A 19,608-nucleotide genomic window follows, 5' to 3' on the forward strand; every position below is an offset into this window, starting at 1 on the left:
ATTTGTACAAGTTGTCTACGTCAGTGCAACAGATGCTTGATTTTTGTAAAGAGATTGTGCACAACGTATAGGCATTATAGTAGCTTGTTAAATACGACTTGAAAACGAAAGTTTTGCGGGCGATGCATTTATGCGTCGCCCGATTTTTTTTTTCTGCTTACCCAAAAATTTTCAACCTTGCGAAGTGGGATTTGGCTAGTCTTGCGACGTTGGATTTGCTCGGCATTGCGAAGTGGGATTTGCTAGGCATTAAAGCGCGTAAATCATGTTACGCAGAAACGAGTGGTGTGATGTTGCCGATGCTATCAATATTTCTATAGCGCATTTTTGCAAAAATGTTGTTATAGGCCAATATATTCTGCGTACTATAGCGCGTTTTTGCGAAAATGTAGGTATAGATGAGTATTTTTTGCGTGCTATGCTGCTATTTTTTAAAAATGTCGGTATAGAATGCGACTTTCTGTAAACTATGACGACATTTTGCTATTTTGTGGCTTTTGGGGGATATTGTTGTGGTTTTTGATGATTGATAGAGTGTTTGATGTTGGGAGTGAGGCAAATGATGTTTTTGCGTGAGGCAAGTGATGTTTAGGAACGTTGTGGCGATTGAGCGCGCGCTTGGCACGGGGATTATTATCTCTAGCAGCGTGCCGATTCCGCAGCGCGTGCAGAAGCGGATTCGTGCCTCTGTTGAAGAGTATGAATCGGTGCTTTCGCGCTTTCGTGCAGATTCGCTAGTTTCGCGCATGGCTAGTGCGGAGCATGGCGGCGAGTTTGAGTTTCCAGCATGGGCTGGGCCACTTTTTGCACTTTATGGCGAGTTTTACGCTGCTACTCGCGGAGCTTTCGACGCGTGCATCGGCGCGGATCTGCTTGCGCTTGGCTACAACAATTCTGTGCAGTTCGTTCCAGAGTCGGCAGCTAGCGCGAGTTCTAATATAGGCAGTTGGGCTAATTATCGCCGCGCTCTTCCAGTTACGTGGTCGGATATTTCGCAAGATAGCGGCAGTGCAACGCTTTGCACAAATCAGCCAGTGCAGCTTGATTTTGGTGCAGCTGGAAAGGGCTATTTTGTAGATCTCGTAACACAGATTATTAAAGAGGAGCTTGGTAGTGATTCGCCTGCGGATAGCGATTCGCATGCGGATTTTGATTTTCTTGTAAACGCTGGCGGAGATATGCGCGCTTGTTTTAGCGAAGAGAATAATCAAATAAAAGTGGCTCTGGAAAATCCGTTTGACACAACTCAAGCAGTTGCAGTGGCATCAATTGCAAGCGGAGCGTTGTGTGCTTCGTCTGCTGCAAGAAGGCGTTGGAAAGTAAAAGAAGCAAGTTGCTTAGGTAAAGATGCAAGTGGCTTTGAGTCTAATTTAATTGCGACTCACTTGATTAATGCGCTTGATGGCATTCCTGCTTGCGATTTATGCGCAAGCTGGGCGTATGTGTCTAGCAAAACTTGCGATTTTCCAACAGCTTATGCCGATGCGCTCGCAACTGCGTTGTTTGTATCGCAAGAAAGCGATTTGCAAAAAATCGTGCAAACTACCAGTGCTGAGTGTGCTGTAATCTCGCCAAATAATGCGCTTCGCAAAACGCGTGCATTCCCAGCGCACTTTTTTGCTGACTAATGCTGAATAATGCAGGATAATGCCAACTAATGCCCAATAATTACTATGCGAGCTAACTTGCTTGCAAGAATCGAAGCTAGGCTAAGTGATGTGAGTGGCGTTGCTGCTGATTGTGCGCGTTTACAGTAGAATATTAAAGAACGCTTATTTAATTATTGCGTAATATTGCGCTTGTTTAATTAGCTTATATATTGCGCATACGCTTGCACGAATTGCACGAATAGGGAGCAGTAAAATGGACACTCGCAAAGAAGAAGAACGCGCGGAATTGCATCGCACGATTTGGAAGATTGCAGACGATTTGCGAGGTTCTGTTGATGGTTGGGACTTCAAAGCATACGTATTGTGCACAATGTTTTATCGCTATATTTCCGAGAATTTATGCGATTTTATTAATAAGAACGAGCACGAATCTAAAGACGGCGATCCAAACTTTGATTATGCAAAAATAAGCGATGAAGATGCCGAGCCTCTTTGCAGTGAGATGATCTCAGCTAAAGGCTTCTTTATACTTCCTAGCGAGCTGTTTTGCAATGTGCTTAAGAACGCTCCTCAAGATAGCAATCTAAACGAAACATTGAGCCGCGTGTTCCGCAATATTGAAGCTTCTTCTCAAGGAACTGATTCGTCTGGTGATTTTAAGGGATTATTCTCCGATTACGATGTGAATAATATTAAGCTTGCAGATACTGTTGAAGGCAGAAATAAGCGTTTTGTTAAGTTACTACAAGTGATTAGTGAGATGAAGCTTGGCAGTGTAAACAACAATGTGATTGAGGCTTTTGGCGATGCTTACGAATATTTGATGGGCTTGTACGCTTCTAATGCTGGCAAGTCTGGCGGCGAATACTTTACGCCTGCAGAAGTCTCAATGCTGCTCACGCGCCTTGGAACCGTTGGAAAATCAAGCATTTCAGACGTATACGACCCAGCATGCGGATCCGGCTCGCTTCTGCTAAAAGCCAAAAAAGTGCTAGGCATTGAAAATATTAATGGCGGTTTTTACGGTCAAGAAAAGAACGTTACTAGCTACAACTTGTGCCGCATGAACATGTTTTTGCACGATGTGAATTTTGATAAGTTTACTATTACGTGCGGCGATACTCTTATAAAACCGATAATCAAGGATAATAAAAAGTTTGAGCTAGTGGTTTCTAATCCGCCTTATTCCACGAGTTGGGAGGGGGATTCTAATCCGTTGATGATTAACGATCCTCGTTTTGCTCCAGCTGGTGTGCTTGCTCCAAAAAGCAAGGCAGACATGGCATTTGTTTTGCACTGCTTGGCGTATCTGGCGGAAGATGGTGCTGCTGCTATTGTTTGCTTCCCTGGAATCATGTACCGCGGCGGAGCTGAGCAAAAGATTCGCCAATATTTAGTTGAGCATAATGCTGTTGATTGCGTGATTCAACTTCCGAGCAACTTGTTCTTTGGTACTTCGATTGCTACGTGCATTATGGTTTTGCGCAAAAACAAGCGGAATGATACTTCTATATTATTTGTTGATGCGAGCCGAGAGTTTGTAAAGTCAACGAATAGTAACAAGCTTTCGGACGAGAACATTGAGCAGATTGTTAAGTGGTACACTTCTAGGCAAGATGTGGAGCATATTGCGCACGTAGCGCGTTTGGAAGAAGTGGAATCCAATAAATACAATCTTTCCGTTTCTACATACGTTGAAGCAGAAGATACTCGCGAGAAGATTAATATTACAGAGCTTAACGCGCAAATTGCGTCGGTTTGCGCTCGCGAGCAAGAGTTGCGCGAACAGATTGAGAAGATTGTAAGCGAGATTGAAGCTGGCAGCGTTAACTTTGATAATAGCGAGGTGGCTCAATGACTAGCAGACTTGAGGAGTTAATTGCTGAGCTTTGCCCGAATGGTGTGGAGTATAAGAAAATTGGCGATATTGCGGATGTAAAAACTGGGAAAAGTAACGGTAATGAAGCAGAAGAAGATGGTTTATATCCATTTTTTGTGCGTTCTGAAAATATAAAGCGTAAAAACGATTGGGAATACGATGAAGAAGCAATTATAATACCTGGTGAAGGTGGAATTGGTGATATTTATCATTACATAAAAGGTAAATATGCATTGCATCAACGTGTGTATCGCGTACATTTTGAGGAACCAATAGTTAATACTCGTTTTGCATATTACTATTTTAAGTCTAATTTTAAGCGATTTATTATTCGTAAAGCAGTGAGCGCTACTGTTACTTCAATACGAAAACCAATGATCGAAGATTTTGAAATCCCCGTTCCGCCGCTTGAGGTTCAAGCGGAGATTGTGCAGATTTTAGATACGTTTACAGAGCTTACAGCAGAGCTTGCAGCAGAGCTTACAGCTCGTAAAAAGCAATACGAGTATTATCGCGATACCTTGCTCACCTTCGACGATAATAATCCTCTACACTCGCTTATCCAACGCTACTGCCCTAATGGTGTGGAGTATAAGAAGATTGGCGAGATTGCTTTTATTTCAACTGGCAGTAAATTAAGTGATATTCAAGAATCACCTTCTTTGTATGAATATATTAATGCTGGAACTACTAATTCTGGATATTCATTAGATTGGAATTGTGATGGGGATGTGGTTACAACGCCTTCTAGAGGTCAAGGTGGTATTGGTTATGTTGGGTATCAAAAAAATAAGTTTTGGCTTGGACCTTTATGTTATAAAATCGCTGGAAATGCTGACTTTGTATTAAATAAATATCTGTATTATTGCTTGTCAAATAATTCGTATGCAATATTGTCTCTTAAGAAAGATGGCGGAGTTCCTGCGATTAACAAGTCTGACTTGGAGGAGTTAATTCTCCCCGTTCCGCCTCTAGAAGTACAGCGTCAAATCGTACAAATTCTGGATCGCTTTGACGCATTGTGTAATGATTTAACTCAAGGCTTGCCTGCAGAAATCGAAGCTCGTCGCAAGCAATACGAGTATTATCGAGATCAACTCCTAACCTTCAAGCGTGCGTAATTAAAAATTCGAGTGTGAGTAGATAAGAAGGAAGCAAAATGAAAATCGTGTTAGAAAATCAAGATAGCACTGTAATGTCTACGTTTACGCCGAGCGCGCGCAACGACGGCAACTATCAAAGCGAAGCGCAACTCGAAGAAGAGTTCATTAACATTTTGCAATCCCAAGGCTACGAGTACGCTCACATTCACAACGAGAAAGATCTTATAGCAAACCTTCGCGTGCAAATCGAAAAGCTCAACGATTACCATTTTTCAAATGATGAGTGGGAAAGATTTTTCAAAGAAAATATTGCAAACAGCACTGACGATATAGTTAAGAAAACAGATGCTATTCAGCGAGATAACGTTAAAATACTCAAAAAAGATGACGGCACAGATAAGAACATTACTATTATTGACAAAGAAAATATTCACAAGAATATTGTGCAAGTAATCAACCAGTATGCTGTTAACGCAAACGTTAACGCAAACGATAATGCAAACGATAATGCAAACAATAATGATGCAAATGGCCCTGCGCGTAGCAATCGTTACGATGTGACGATTCTAGTAAACGGCTTGCCAATGGTTCACATTGAGCTAAAGCGCAGAGGCGTGCCTATTAGAGAAGCGTTCAATCAGATTAACCGTTATGCTCGCGACTCATTTTGGGCTGGAAGCGGACTATTTGGATACGTGCAAATTTTCGTAATCTCAAACGGCACTGAAACAAAGTATTACTCTAACTCAACTCGCAATAATGCTTACAGAGAGCAGAAAAGTAAAGGATCTAGCAAAAGCACAACAAGTAACAGTTTTGAATTTACAAACTATTGGTCCGATGCTCAAAACACTATAATCTACGACTTATGCGATTTTGCGAAAACATTCTTTGCAAAGCACGTAATTCTTAACATTCTTACAAAATATTGCGTTTTTAATGCAGAAGATTGCTTGATGGTTATGCGTCCATACCAGATTACTGCAGCAGAAAACATAGTGAATCGCGTAAAATACATGTTTGCTAATGCAAGCAAAATGCCAGCATCAGAGCGTCAAAAGGGTGGTTATGTTTGGCATACTACTGGATCTGGTAAAACGCTAACTAGCTTCAAAACATCGCAGCTGGTAAAAGCTTTGAAAGACGTAGAAGGCAAGAATCTTGTTGACAAAGTTTTGTTTGTTGTAGACCGTAAAGATCTTGACTATCAAACAATGAGAGAATACGACAGGTTTGAAAAAGGAGCCGCAAATAGTAACACTTCAACATCTGTGCTTACAAAACAGCTAGAAGACAATACGGAAGAATGCAGGCTTATTATAACCACTATTCAAAAGCTTAGTAGGTTTATAAGCAACAACCCAAGTCATGAAATTTACAAAAAGCGCATAGTGTTTATTTTTGACGAATGCCATCGAAGCCAGTTTGGAGGCATGCATGCGGATATTGTAAAACACTTTAAAAATGCTCTGCTTTTTGGGTTTACTGGCACGCCAATTTTTGAAGCGAACGCTGCTGGCTCCGACGCTGCGCATTTTTCTACAACCGAGCAAACCTTTGGACCGTGCTTGCACACGTACACAATCATTAACGCGATTAACGATAAAAACGTGTTGCCATTCCGCGTGGAATACGTTGCTACTGTAAAAACGTCTAGCGAGCTGGAAAAAGCAACCGATGAATTGGTTAAAGATATTAATCGACCAGATGTAATTAGGCATAAAGATCGCGTGCATAATGTTGTTCAATACATTATTGAGCATTTTACTCAAAAAACGTATCGCAACGAGAAAACTTACAAATACAAGCGCATTATTAACGTTAAAGAACTTGCTGCTGATAAGTATAACACTGTAGAACCTGAAAAATCTTCTGAAGCAGTTGACGTAAACGGCTTTAATTCAATCTTTGCTGTTGCAGACATTCCTCTTGCAAAAGCGTATTACAACGAGTTCAAAAAGCAGCAGCAAAATCTGCCGCCAAGCGAACGCTTAAAAGTGGTAACTATTTTTAGCTATGCAGTAAACGAGGGTGAGTCAGATTCTTCGGCGTACGCCAACGGTATGGGTTCTCTTGGAGAAGAAAATTCAGAAAGCACGGCAAATCTAGACGCAAATTCGCAAGAATTCTTGGAAAGCGCAATAAAAGACTATAACGAAATGTTTAATACTGCGTATGATGCGTCAAATAACAAATTCCAAAACTATTACAAAGACGTTTCAATTCGTATGAAAAATAAGGAAATTGACGTTTTGATTGTAGTCAACATGTTCCTTACTGGTTTCGATGCAACAACTTTGAACACGCTTTGGGTAGATAAAAATCTTCGCATGCACGGGCTTATTCAAGCGTTTTCGCGCACAAATCGAATCTTAAACTCCGTTAAAACATTCGGAAACATTGTGTGCTTTAGGGATTTGAGCTATCAAGTTGACGAAGCGGTAGCTCTTTTTGGAGATAAAGATGCGCAAGGTATTGTGCTTTGCCCTACTTTTGAGCAGATTTTCAACGGTTATGTTGACGCTAAAGGAATTGAGCGTTGTGGATACAGTGATTTAGTAAATGATCTTATGGAAAAGTATCCGCTGCAAGGCTTCAACATTGTTGGAGAAGAGAATCAGAAAAAGTTTATATCGCTTTTTAGCAATATTTTGCGCTTGCGTAACATGCTGAAAGCTTTCGATCAATTTGAAGGCAACGAAATAATCAAAGAGCGCGATATGCAAGATTACTTGGGGCATTACCAAGATTTGCATGAAGAGTGGAAGCGCAAAGAGCAAAAAGGCGAGATTGCAGACATTACGGATGACGTTGTGTTTGAGATGGAGCTTGTGCGCCAAGTAGAAGTAAATATTGACTACATTTTGATGTTAGTAGAACATTACCATAGCAAGCATTGTAAAGATAAAAATGTTCTTGCTTCTATTAGGGTGGCGGTTGACTCTAGCCCGCAGTTGCGTAGTAAAAAGAAGCTTATTGAAGGGTTTATTGCGCAGCTTAACGAGAATGAGCTTGATAAGCTTGTGGATTCTGGCGATACAATTACCGTTTACGATTCTAACGGCAACAAGGTGAGCATTGTTGATTGCTGGAACGAGTATGTTGAGCAAAAGTATAATCATGATTTGGAGCAACTCGTGCAAAGCGAAGGATTAAACGATGCTTTGACTCGCAAGTTTATGGAGAAATCTTTTAGCGCTGGCGAAGTGAGTGAGCTTGGTACAGATATTAATGATTTAATGCCTAGAATGAGCAGATTTGGTGCTGCGGCTAAGGCGCGCGCTGAGAAGAAAAGTCGCATTGTAGAAAGTATGAGAAACATGTTTAATGAGTTTGTTGGGCTTATTGGCTTTTCTCAATACGATTCGCAAAAAGATTGATAATTATCGTTATCAATATCATTTTTGTAATATTTGCGAGTTTTTTGCTCTGAACTATATCAATCTACTTGATATATCGATATTATGTTGATGGGGTTACTTGCGAGGCGACTTCAAATATAACAAAACGGAACAAGTTCTAGCAAAACAGAACAACCGCGTAGAAATCGCCAAAAAATTTGAACGATTAAAACTGAAGACTAAAAACTGAAGCTAAAACTTAAAGATAAAGCTCCAGCAAAACTAAAGAATAGAACGAAAATAAAAGAAGTTGGGTGCGCTCGATGGGGATTAGAGCCAAAGGAGATATGGAGACATTATGCACGCGTGTGCAAAAGCGCGCCAAAAAGCACGGCAAGTGTATGCATTTTTACTTGCGATATGCGTTTTTGTAAGTTGCGCAATAGGGTTTGCTGGAATTGCTGGGTTTGCTGGACTAATCGCAGCTCCAACGCCTGCTTATGCTACGGATGCCAATAAAACATACAACACTTGGTCGGAAGTTTCTTTAGCTATTAAAGATCAGCTAGAACAAGGCAAAAGCGAGTATGCAAACGCAAATATGGCAGGAGCAGCAACCAGGTTTCAGGCTGCATACAACTCTGTTTATGTAGCTTCAAACATGATTACAGTTGTGCGAGATACGATTAGTCAGAATAAAGTTCAATCGCAAAGTGACCAATTCCAACAGTTACAAACGCTGGTATATCAACAAAATCAGGCCGCGCAAATTAGTGAAGTCGTATCTGCTCTAGAAGCAGACGTTGCGCAAACAGCATCTCAATTAGACTCAAACACAAATCTAGATAAGCCGAATGTTTATGCGTCCAAATTGCGCGCGCAGATCGCAAAAGAACGCAAAAAGCTCGATGCCGCAAAAAAGAAGAATCTTGGACGAAACGGCAGAACTTGGAGTCAAGTAGCGCGAGAAATGAACGTTATACTCGACAAATCTGCATCAACGTATAAAGCAGCAAAAGCAAATAAGCAAGAAGTTGCAAAAGCTGTTGATTTAGTGAACGAAGCCTATTACCAATATTATGAAAAGCTCGGTTTTGAGAAGAACGTTATGAACGCAATAAGCGGCAGCCGAGTAAGCACTGTTGAATATCAATTCAAAGAGTGCAGGCAGGCTATGAACAATGGCAAATCATTTGCGCAAACAAAAAAGCTGTTTACAGATCTTAAGTCAATGCTTATTGAAGATGCATCCAAGCTAGACGGCGGTGCGGCGGCTAATGCCAATGTGTTTATGCAATTTATAACAAGCTCCTTTGGTCAGGCTTTTATAATCTTGTTGCGCGAAGGGTTGGAAGCTCTGCTGGTTGTTGCTGCAATAATCGCGTATCTTATTAAATCTGGGCACAAGTACATGGTTAAGTACATTTACATGGGTCTTGTTGCTGGAATTGCGGCGTCGCTTGTTGTTGCTGCGCTATTTGGATTGTTGTTCAATGGCTCTGGACCGCAGCAAGAGATTACGGAAGGCGTTGTGGCGCTGTTTGCAATGCTTATGCTGCTGTACACAAGCAATTGGATGATTTCAAGATCTTCTGTGCAAGCTTGGAACGAGTATATTCGCAACCAAACAACGGCAGCTGTTTCTAAAGGCAGCTTGATTTCTCTAGCGTTGCTAAGCTTCCTAGCAGTGTTTCGCGAAGGCGCAGAAACTGTGATTTTCTACCAAGCGATTTTTGCTGTATCAAGCGGAGCTGACTCCATGATTTGGGGCGGATTCGTGGCCGCAGCTGCTGTTCTAGTTGTAATCTTCTTGCTGATTCGCTTTGCATCTGTGCGCATACCGATTCGCCCGTTCTTTGCAGGAACAAGCGCGCTTATGTGCATTTTAGTGGTGATTTTTGCTGGCGGAGGTGTGCATGCGCTTATAGAGGGCGATGCGCTCGCTGGCGCGTATATTCAAGGCTTGCCAACTAACGATTGGCTTGGATTCTATCCGTACGTTGAAACGATTTCGGCGCAAGTCGTAGCTGCAATCGTAGTTATTGCGCTGCTTTGTGCGAGTTTTGTGCGCGCGCACAAATCGCAAGCAACCGTTGGCAACAGTTAACGGATAAGTCAAAACTAAAAATCAAAACTAAAAATCAAGCAATAATAAACAATAACTAATAGAAAAGGTTAGATATGAAGAATAAAAAGATGATGGCAATTGCAGCCTTAGCGCTTGCAGGAATGCTAACACTCACTGGCTGTGGCGCAAACGGAAACGCAGCAAAGTCTGCGTCAAAGCCACAATCATCTGAGCAGAAGGCCGACGATAAGGGAGGAGACAAGGGCTTTGAAGAGGTTCCAGTTGGACCTCACCAAGACCAGAACATTGGCCCGCTTACGATTGGCGCTGTGTACTTCCAGCCAGTCGACATGGTTCCAGCAGGCATGGGCTTAAAGGCAAGCGAGGCAAGCTTCCACCTTGAGGCAGATATTCACGCAAACAAGAAAGGTGCACAGCTTGGCTATGGAAAGGGCGAGTTTATTCCAGATTTGACTGTGAATTATCAAATTATTGATAAGGCGAGCGGTGACGCTGTTGTAAAGGGCACGTTTATGCAAATGAACGCTTCCGACGGCCCACACTACGGCGCAAATGTTAAGCTCGATAAGGCTGGAAACTACAAGTTAGTGCTTTCTGTTGAATCGCCAGAAAAGAAGGGTTGGATGCTTCACGTAGATCCTGCTACGGGCGTGACTGGCCGATTCTGGACTGAGCCAATTACCGCTACATTCGACGATTGGAAGTACACTCCACGTCAGTGGTAGTTTTGCCAGTAGAATGCATGAGTAATGCATAAATAGTGCAAAATGGCGCATAAATAAAAAACAAAAATAGATAACAAATAACACATAAATAGCAAAGGAGGGAACATGCTCAGGATGTTCGTTACAGTACTTCCAGGGCTGCTCCCTCTTGCGCTGCTTACAATGGGATTAAGCGCAACGCTAAGCGTTGGCGAGGGACGAGATAAGCCAATCAGCTGCCGCTGGCGACTTTTTGGTTTGATTTTTGGAACAGTTGCGGCGCTTGTTTTTGCATTTTTGCGCGCAAGCGTGGTGATTAATCAGCGCAATTTTGTGAACCTTCCAGCGCTTTGCATTGCAGTTCCGCTAGATGTTGCAACAATCGCCTGTGTTGGCGCGTCTGGCAAAACGGTTGCAAAATGGCGCAAAAATCCGCTGCCCTTGCACATAAGTAATGCAATTGGCGCGCTATGCCTAGCGTTTACAGTGTTTTACGCGCTCCCAGACGTTATTTTGCAGCTTACGATTTTCGTTGACTCCAGCACGCCTCCGTTTACTTCCGATATGCTTCTTCGCGCGCTAGGATTTATTCTTGGCGCGGCTGCTGCGATTTGCATAAGTCTTATGGTGCGATCTTTGCGTACAACCGCGAGTATTGGCGCCTTTAAAATCGCAATTATTCTAAGCTTAATAATTTTGCTAATTCAGCATTTAACATCCCTGCTGCAAATTATGCAAGGAAGTATTTTGCTGTATATAGACGATTTTTCGTTTAGCATTCTTGTTTGGCTTATAAACAACGCTCCGCTTATGATTATTGCGCAAATTTGCGTGTTTTTGATTCCTGCATTTGCGTCTATTGTAATTGGTTTTAAGACGACTGTAGATGGAGAAAATCCTGCACAAATCCGCGCAAAGCGAGCGTTTAAGCGCAAGTCTAGAAGGTCTGCGCTTGCGGCGCTAATGGCTGCAATCGTAGTAATACTTACGCTTACTGCTGGCGTGTATCTTATGAATATTAAGCCAACGCTTACGCCGCCAGAACCGTACGAGTTGCATGATGGCGTAGCAACAATCAACTTTGTGCAAATTAGCGATGGCCACTTGCATAGATTCCAATACAAAGCTAAAGATGGCACTGTTATGCGCTTTATAATCATCAAGAAAAATGGTGGAGCGTATGGAGTGGGTTTGGATGCTTGCGAAAATTGCGGAGACGCAGGCTACTACGAAAAAGACGGCAAGATAATATGCCGAAAATGCGATGTTGCAATAAATTTGGCGACTATTGGTTTTAAGGGCGGATGCAACCCGATTCCATTCCCATACAAGGCTGGTGGCGGAAAAATTACCATTCACACAGCCGATTTAGACGTGCTTAGCTCGCACTTTAAGTAGGAGTGCTTGCAAATGTTTATGATTCGAATGGTTGCGCGATCTCTTGCAAGGCAGATTAAAAAGCGAGTTCTTATAGCGATTGTTGTGTGCTTGAGTGCGTGTGTAAGCGTTGCAATGCTTAGCGTTGTTTACGACGTTGGAGACAAAATTAACGCGGAGCTTAGCTCTTACGGATCCAATATTATTGTTCAGCCTAAGTCGAATGCTGTTGTGAACGATTTGTATGCGTCTCGCACAAAGTCGGACTATAGTAATTCGCAAGCTTTGCAAACTTCTCAAACTTTGGCGGATGCTGAAAGTCAAGAATCTACCGCTTTTTTGAAGGAATCGGATGCTGCAAAAATCAAAATGATTTTTTGGGCGTTTAACATAACGAATTTTGCGCCAAAACTAACGATTTATGCAAATCTTAAAGCAAATTCTTCTGCTGAATCTGCTAATTCTGCTAATTCTTCTTCTGCTAAATCCACTAATTCCGCTAAATCTGCTAATTCAGTAGTTCCGATTGTTGGCACGTGGTTTAATCGCAAGCTTGCGCTCGCTTCTGGAGAGACAACAGTTGTTGGCGTGCAAGGAATGCGGTCTTGGTGGAAGATGCTTGAAGGCAGATTCCCGCGCGATTTTAAGCACGAGGCCGCTGTTGGTGCAAATCTTGCTAAAAGTCATAATCTAAAAGTTGGTCAGCGAATAAAACTAACTCGTTCTGGCAGGCAAATCTCACTTAAAATTGTTGGCATCTACGATTCTGGAGATATCGACAATAACGCGATTTACGCGGATTCCAGCCAGGCACAACGCCTTTCCAATAGGCCAAATATGGTTGAGGCGATTGAAGTTAAAGCATTGACTACGCCAGAAAACGATTTAGCGCGTAAAGCGGCGAAGAATCCAGCGGCGCTTAGCCAAGAAGAGTGGGAGACGTGGTATTGCACAGCCTACCCAAGCTCGATTACTTACCAAATTGAAGAAGTGATTCCAGGAGCTGTTGCAAAGCAAGTGCGGCAAGTTTCGGCTATGCAAGGCAGCGTGCTTAACAAGACGCGCGCTGTGATGGTGCTTATGACGGCGCTTAGCTTGGTTGCTGCGGCTGTTGCTGTTGCAAATCTTATGGCTGCTGCGATTTCGGAGCGCTCGGGGGAGCTTGCGCTGCTCAAGGCGCTGGGTGCGCGCGATGGCGCTGTTGCGCGGCTAATGCTTATGGAAACAGCGGTTATTGCGTGCGTTGGTGCGCTTATTGGTATGATTGCAGGCTTTGGCGTTGCGCAAGTGATTGGATTTAGCGTGTTTGGTTCTGCGATTTCGCTTCGACCAATGGTATTTGTGCTGGTGTTTGTGCTTCTTGCGATTACTGTTCTTGCTGCTGCTGGCTCTTCTATTCGCTCTATTTTGCATGTGCGTCCTGCGGAGGTGCTTCATGGGCGTTAAATCTGGTTTGGGTATGACTTCTAATAGCGCAATGTTTGCGACTATGCTTTTTGGCGCGGTTTTTCGCCGAAAGTCGCGTGCGCTTATGGCAGTAGTTGCAACTCTTGTTGGTGCCGCTACGCTATTTTGCTTGGCTGCAATCTGCATTGTTGTTCCTCAACAAATGAGTGACGAAATGCGCACGTACGGAGCGAATATTATTGTGACGCCGCTTGCAGGCGAGTGGAAAAATGGCATTGATCGCGCAATGGTTTTGCACACTAACGACATGGTTCTTGCAAAAGGTGCTATGCGATCTGCTACCTACCGTTACGAAAATGTGCGCATTAATGCGGCTCCGTACGTGCTTGCTGGAGTGGATGTTTCCGCTGTTAAGTCGCTTAATAAGCATTGGAACGTGGACGGCGCTTGGCCTAGCAGTGGCAACGTTATGGTTGGGCGAGATGTTGCTTCGGCTATGGGATTGAAGATTGGTTCGCGCATTGCAATCGCGTATCGCGCTGGCGATAATTCCTCGGATTCGCACAAGCCCGCGCAAAAGTCGCAAGGTAAGTCGCAAGGTAATCAAGCAGAAAATCAAACAGATAAATCTTCCTCAAAAAAGCTTGTTGAAGGCAGAGTTTCCACAGATATTATGGATACTCACGGCACAACTTTCCGCGTTTGCGGCATTCTAGACACGGGAGACGCCGAAGATTCCATGCTTTACGCAACTAACGCGGATTTGCGTGTGCTTACAGGCGTTAAGCGCGGTGCGGACGTGATTGCTTACTCGTCTTCTGCGCCGAATGTAGATGCTGTTGTGCGCAGCATTAACGATATGACTTCTATGCGCGTTCGTGCGCAACAAGTTACTAAAGTTACAGCGGCAGATACTGGCATTATTGCTATGCTTCGCAGCCTATTTTGGATTGTTTCGCTGGTTGTTCTTGCGTTGATGATGGTTGGTGTAAGCACTACGATTTCTTCGATTGTGCAGCAGCGACGAAATGAGATTGGCTTGCGCAAAGCTTTGGGTGCGAGTGCTAAGAGCATTGGCGTTGAGTTCACTGCGGAATCTGGGCTTTATGGTTTTATTGGCGGAATCGCTGGTACGGCAGTGGGGTATGGATTTGCGCGTTTGCTTGCGTCAATGGTGTTTGCGCGAGATTTGAGCGTGAATTGGTGGCTGGTGGCGTTTTCTATTGTGTTTAGCGTTGCAGCGTCTTGCGTTGCTGCGTTGCCGCCTGTTTTGCGCGCTTCAAAAATCGACCCTGCGATTGTGCTTCGAGAAGAATAGCTTTTATAGTGTTTTTGGAGTGTTTTTAGAATGTTTTTAGAATGTTTAGTTAAGGATTTTAGTTAAGGATTTAATATGGCAGAGAATGTAGAAAATAGGCAGGAAAATACAGATACCAAGCCAGAAATGCTGTTGACTTTGGACCACGTTTCCAAGATTTACGGCTCTCTTCGCGCTGTTGACGATTTGTCGCTTACTGTGCCGCAAGGCGAGTGGCTTTCGATTGTTGGCTCGAGCGGCTCTGGCAAAACTACGCTAATGAACATTATTGGGTGCATGGATTCGCCGTCTAAAGGCTCCGTTGCTTTGCAAGGCCGAAAACTCGAGGATTTGAACGCGGGCCAGCTTGCAGACGTTCGCAAAAACGTAATAGGTCTTGTGTTCCAAAAGTTTTATCTTGTGCCACATTTAACAGCCGTAGAAAACGTGATGGTTGCGCAATACTATCATTCTGTTGTAGATGAATCGCAAGCAATGGAAGCCTTGGAACGCGTGGGTTTGAAGGAGCGCGCGCATCATTTGCCGAGCCAGCTTTCTGGCGGTGAGCAGCAGCGAGTGTGCGTTGCGCGTGCTCTTATTAACTGCCCGAAGTTGCTTCTTGCGGATGAGCCGACTGGTAATTTGGACGAAAAGAATGAGCAGATTGTACTCGACTTGTTTAAGCAGCTTCATTCCCAGGGCACTACGATTATTGTTGTAACGCACGATTCTTTGGTAGCTCAATGCGCGGATCGTGAAATTATGCTCAACCACGGTGTGCTTGTTGGGGAGCGTTGGAATAATGAGGATGCGCGCAAAGCGTACGAGGCGATTGGTGGCAAGCCTGCGTTTACGAGTGCGCATGTTGATGAAAGCGTTGCGCAATCTTTGCAAAATCATGAGCCTACTAAGTCGCCTAAATTAGCGAATTTAGATGATTAGTTGCGTATAGTTTTAATTTAAGATTTAAAGGCGATGATTTATGATTTTAGACAATATGTTTCACAATGTTTCACGCTGCAATAATTTGCGTGATGATTTGAAGTCTAAAAAAATTGCAAAAACGGTTGCTGCGATTGCGGTTTTGGCTAGCTCAAGTGCGTTTCTTGCATCTTGCGGTGAGCCGAGCGCTGTTCCAATGAATGATGAGTTTGCAGGAAACTCTGGTCAAAGCGAAAACGATAGTGGCAATTCTTCAAAATCTTACGATTCTGGCGCTCAACAATCGCACGCTTCTGCACAAAGTGAGGATTCACAAAATCAGCAAAATCAGCAAAATTCGCCTAAAACAGACACTGGCAATTACAAAGATGGCGATTACAAAATCAAAGCTAAGTATGGGCCAGTTGCAGAAGATAGTATTGACGTGAATTTAAGCGTTGCAAATGGAAATATTAGCAGTGTGCAAATAACGTCTCATCCGTTTACGCCAATCTCCAAAAAACACATGAGCGCTTTTAGTGAGGCTATTCCAGGAAAAATCGTTGGAAAACCGTTAAAAGATTTGCATATTTCGGTTGTTGCTGGAGCAAGTTGGACTAGTGATGCCTTCAACAAAGCGCTTGACGTTGCTCGCCAAGAGGCTTCAATCGCATCCGCAAAATAATCTTGAACTATCTTACTTTATTAATATAATCGTGATTATAATAATCGTGATTATATTGTTGAATATTTGCATGTAATTAATAGGGGCTAGTAGTGCAGTTGTTTACAATACTAACCCCTATTTTTTTGTTTGTTTTTCTTATGAAATTATTGCTTATTCATTTTTATGCGCTTTAATTGTGCTATGACTCCAGCAAGTCCAAACGTTAAAATTGCAGAAAAAGCAGTTAGTAATATCGCGCTTCCTGTTTTTGGAAGTTCTTTATTCTCGTTTCTGCGTTTTTCTACGATTTTATTATTTGGATTTTCTTTTGGTAGTGGCGTAGGGCTTGGTGTTTTTTCTGTGGAATCTGCAGGAAGATCAATATCCTCCTGTTGTGTATGTTCGACGTTTGGAGTACTAGCTTCTTCATTTTTACTTGCTGACTCACCTATTGAGGAGTTGCTGTCAGGTTCAATAGAGCCGCCGTCTTTAGCCTTATAAAGCGTGCGTGTACTGCCTGTGATTGCAGAATTGGTGAGAGTTACTTTTCCACTATGTATATTTAAGCCGACCTCGCCATTATTATTAAATTCAAGAGTAGAGTTGGTAACGTCTAATTTTGAATTTGGGCAAACGGAAATGCCTGCGTGATCTCCTGCATTATCAACAATTCGTGAACTATTGATAGTTGCCGCGCCTTGAATTGTTAAACCAGTTCTGTGTCCCCCGTTACCATTTTTATTAATCACAAACTCCGAATTGTCCATGTTTAATTTGTTGACATAGTATGCCAGTCCTGAACCATCTGGCCCTCCAAAGCCTGCTACAGTAAGTGAAGAATTCTTCAAAGTTAAATCATATGCCTCAGTCCATGCGGGAGTTTGTGATTTAACGTTAATAGTAGCATTTTCGAAAGTAACACCAGGACCATAAAAAATTGCATCACATTTGTCGTCAGCAGTAATTTTTAATTTATTTTTGTTTGTACCTTTTACTGTTCCAGCAAGGTAAATTCCATGTCCGTCTTCTACTGCGTTATCTTTGAAATTGTATGTTCCATCTGTAATAGTAGAGCCTTTATCCGCTGTAAGAGCTACCTTAAAGTTCTTCATTGTCAATTCGCCGTCACCGCGAAGTGTGGAACCAGATTCCAGCGTGATGCCATCGTTGGTATTATTTGAGCCTGTTATTGTGGCGCCGGATTCAGCGATAGAAAGTGTAATGCCGCTTGGAATTGTTATAGGGACAGTAAGCGTAAAATCGCCTTTAATGGTAATCGTTGCAGAGTTTTGTCCAGCTTTTTCAAGAGCTTTTTGAATAGTTTTTAATGGCTTATTTTCAGATCCATCGTTTGTGTCGCCATCTGATCCTTTTGTGCCATTTACAAAAAGTTGTTTTTCTGTAGTTGGGTTAGTTGCGGTTACTGCTGCTGCGGGGGGGTAATAGCTAATGCGCTTATTGAACATACAGAAAATAGTGACATTGCTGCAATTACAGTTGAAGCAGCAAATATGCGCATGCCGTTATATTTATTATTTCTTCTCATTGTTAGCTCCATATCGTCGCTGAAGTTGGGCGCTAGTTAATGCGTCACGTTAAAACAGATTTCACACTATACCTCGTGGTAGACGTATTATTGAAAATAGCTATCTTACTTCTTGATTTCAAAAATAGTGCCTTCGTCGCGAATCATCGCTGCTGCCATAGCTCCAGTTGCTGCCATAAATGGAATAATCGCATTTCTGTATTCGTTCATGAACTGTGCAAAATCATGATTCCAAGATATAAGCGCAACGTACAAAAGAAGGAATTCGATTGCTGTAAATATTGCCCACTTAAGAATCCAAATAAGCGTTTTTTTAATAAGTTTTATAGAGTCCTTGCTCATGAGTTGTTTCCCTTCCAATTTGCTGTTTTTTTTGTGAGCATTGTAGCTAATTCGCGTACGCTGCTTCTCGTTCGTATGCATTTTGTATTTCTAGTATAAATGCTGCAAGTCTTCGAGAAATACTATGTACTCAAAACTCAGTACTCAAGATTGCACGGAAAATGTTTGTAATTAGACTTAAAGCAACGCACAAATATATTGAAAATATGTGTTGCGAATATAAGTTGTGAATATATTACAAATACAAGGAGATACAAACATGAGTAGCGCAAATATTGGTAGTGTAAGCATGAGTGATTTTGGCATAAACTCTTGGCAGCCAGAAGATAACGTGAACAAAATAGGAAAAGTTTGCGAAAATAGCATTAATCAAATTCAAAAGCAGGAAGATAACCTTGCGGAAAATAGTAGCGAAGAGCTTTCACAATATGAAATTGATGAATTAGCTAAGCAATTAGAAGAATTCTTTACAAAATATATTGTGCTAGAAAATGGCTCTTTTGTTGTAAAAGAGGATGCTATTATTGCAGACGGCTATGGCGATTACATAGAATATTTTCGCAATGCTGCAAAAGGATTAAATCTTTCAATGGAAGATCAACAATAAGCTTAGATCCTTAAAAGCTTAAATCCTTAAAGTCTAAATCCTTAAAAATCGCTTTCATCAATAGGGTGACCTTGTGGGCGCTTTATTACTCGCCACAGAATCACCAATGTTACAACGCCATTTGCAATTCCATAGTAATAAATCCAAGGAACGTGAATAAGCCCACAAATAAAGCATGTAATAATATTTGTTAAATTATTTAGATAATTGCTACGTATTTGCTTATTTTGTGATTCGACTTTTTTGCGCTCTTGCTCAAGAGTAATTATGTAATCTTTGTTGCTTTCTATATTCTCAACATCATTACTTGTTCTGTTAGCGCCTTCGCCATCAATCTTAGATATATTATTTGCGATATACGCATTTTTTTCTTTAATAACGCTTTTACGCAAGAAAAAATATGCATAAGAATACAATGCAACAGAAAGAAGTCCTGGTACAAGCCACAAAACGAAGAAGCCAAAGCTACGCATAAAAGCAGCTGTTGAGGCAAGCGCCACCGCAGCTACTTCTGCGGAGTGCAATACTACTAGTCGTTTTGTCATATAATCCTGCTGCAATCATTATTGAAGATGAATTTCAACGCAACTAAAAGTCACATATTGTTACTTATTATAATCACATTTGATTTACATGCATTACTTGTAATCATTTATTACTACACGATTTGCTCTACTTTGAGCATGCTTATAAAGTAGAATATAAGAAAAGTAGCATA

15 protein-coding genes are annotated in these 19,608 nt (G+C 42.1%); 12 read left to right on the forward strand and 3 right to left on the reverse strand.

The features are described from left to right. Nucleotides 1–599 precede the first annotated feature (599 nt). The 11 genes from ACPEIW_RS00855 to ACPEIW_RS00905 all read left to right on the forward strand — a co-directional run bounded on the left by ACPEIW_RS00855 (nucleotide 600) and on the right by ACPEIW_RS00905 (nucleotide 16,413). Complete coding sequence (locus ACPEIW_RS00855) at nucleotides 600–1,628, forward strand: FAD:protein FMN transferase (protein ID WP_425664356.1); 1,029 nt, start codon at nucleotides 600–602, stop codon at nucleotides 1,626–1,628. A 235-nt stretch (nucleotides 1,629–1,863) separates the two neighbouring features. Next, nucleotides 1,864–3,468: a type I restriction-modification system subunit M gene (locus ACPEIW_RS00860; protein WP_425663847.1), complete on the forward strand. Its 1,605-nt coding sequence runs from the start codon at nucleotides 1,864–1,866 to the stop codon at nucleotides 3,466–3,468. After that, entirely contained in the window at nucleotides 3,465–4,610 is a 1,146-nt protein-coding gene (locus tag ACPEIW_RS00865) for a restriction endonuclease subunit S (protein WP_425663849.1), read from the forward strand. Before ACPEIW_RS00860 ends, ACPEIW_RS00865 begins: the two co-directional genes overlap by 4 nt. 38 nt (nucleotides 4,611–4,648) lie before the next feature. Further along, entirely contained in the window at nucleotides 4,649–7,972 is a 3,324-nt protein-coding gene (locus ACPEIW_RS00870; RefSeq protein WP_425663851.1) for a type I restriction endonuclease subunit R, read from the forward strand. A 319-nt stretch (nucleotides 7,973–8,291) separates the two neighbouring features. Further along, nucleotides 8,292–10,040 (forward strand): FTR1 family iron permease, encoded by a 1,749-nt coding sequence (locus ACPEIW_RS00875; RefSeq protein WP_425663853.1) that lies wholly within the window; start codon nucleotides 8,292–8,294, stop codon nucleotides 10,038–10,040. Nucleotides 10,041–10,114: 74 nt separating this feature from the next. After that, a complete protein-coding gene (locus ACPEIW_RS00880; protein WP_004131558.1) occupies nucleotides 10,115–10,747 on the forward strand; it encodes an iron transporter in 633 nt (210 codons plus the stop codon). Nucleotides 10,748–10,852: 105 nt separating this feature from the next. Then, entirely contained in the window at nucleotides 10,853–12,124 is a 1,272-nt protein-coding gene (locus ACPEIW_RS00885; RefSeq protein ID WP_425663855.1) for a Fe-S-containing protein, read from the forward strand. Between the two features lie 12 nt (nucleotides 12,125–12,136). Beyond that, a complete protein-coding gene (locus ACPEIW_RS00890; RefSeq protein WP_425663857.1) occupies nucleotides 12,137–13,549 on the forward strand; it encodes an ABC transporter permease in 1,413 nt (470 codons plus the stop codon). Continuing rightward, nucleotides 13,539–14,828 carry an ABC transporter permease gene (locus tag ACPEIW_RS00895; RefSeq protein WP_425663859.1) on the forward strand — a complete coding sequence of 430 codons (1,290 nt, stop codon included), beginning with the start codon at nucleotides 13,539–13,541 and terminating at the stop codon, nucleotides 14,826–14,828. The genes ACPEIW_RS00890 and ACPEIW_RS00895 overlap by 11 nt, the downstream gene beginning before the upstream one ends. Nucleotides 14,829–14,903: 75 nt before the next feature. Continuing rightward, entirely contained in the window at nucleotides 14,904–15,749 is an 846-nt protein-coding gene (locus tag ACPEIW_RS00900; RefSeq protein WP_425663861.1) for an ABC transporter ATP-binding protein, read from the forward strand. A 40-nt stretch (nucleotides 15,750–15,789) separates the two neighbouring features. Next, nucleotides 15,790–16,413, forward strand: a complete 624-nt coding sequence (locus ACPEIW_RS00905; RefSeq protein ID WP_016635749.1) for an FMN-binding protein — start codon at nucleotides 15,790–15,792, stop codon at nucleotides 16,411–16,413. 146 nt (nucleotides 16,414–16,559) lie between these two features. Here ACPEIW_RS00905 and ACPEIW_RS00910 read toward each other — a convergent pair whose 3' ends face one another. Continuing rightward, complete coding sequence (locus ACPEIW_RS00910; protein WP_425663864.1) at nucleotides 16,560–17,861, reverse strand: hypothetical protein; 1,302 nt, start codon at nucleotides 17,859–17,861, stop codon at nucleotides 16,560–16,562. Between the two features lie 185 nt (nucleotides 17,862–18,046). After that, nucleotides 18,047–18,283 (reverse strand): hypothetical protein, encoded by a 237-nt coding sequence (locus ACPEIW_RS00915; protein WP_004131570.1) that lies wholly within the window; start codon nucleotides 18,281–18,283, stop codon nucleotides 18,047–18,049. A 259-nt stretch (nucleotides 18,284–18,542) separates the two neighbouring features. On the opposite strand from ACPEIW_RS00915, the gene ACPEIW_RS00920 reads away from it, so the two are divergent. Continuing rightward, a complete protein-coding gene (locus ACPEIW_RS00920; RefSeq protein WP_020757080.1) occupies nucleotides 18,543–18,890 on the forward strand; it encodes a hypothetical protein in 348 nt (115 codons plus the stop codon). Between the two features lie 41 nt (nucleotides 18,891–18,931). Here the strand turns inward: ACPEIW_RS00920 and ACPEIW_RS00925 are convergent, their stop codons facing one another. Then, on the reverse strand, nucleotides 18,932–19,435 hold the full coding sequence (locus ACPEIW_RS00925; protein ID WP_425663866.1) for a hypothetical protein: 504 nt from the start codon (nucleotides 19,433–19,435) through the stop codon (nucleotides 18,932–18,934). Between the last annotated feature and the right edge of the window lie 173 nt (nucleotides 19,436–19,608).

It is taken from the genome of Gardnerella piotii (genome assembly GCF_049815665.1).
Taxonomy (GTDB): Bacteria; Actinomycetota; Actinomycetes; order Actinomycetales; family Bifidobacteriaceae; genus Bifidobacterium; species Bifidobacterium piotii.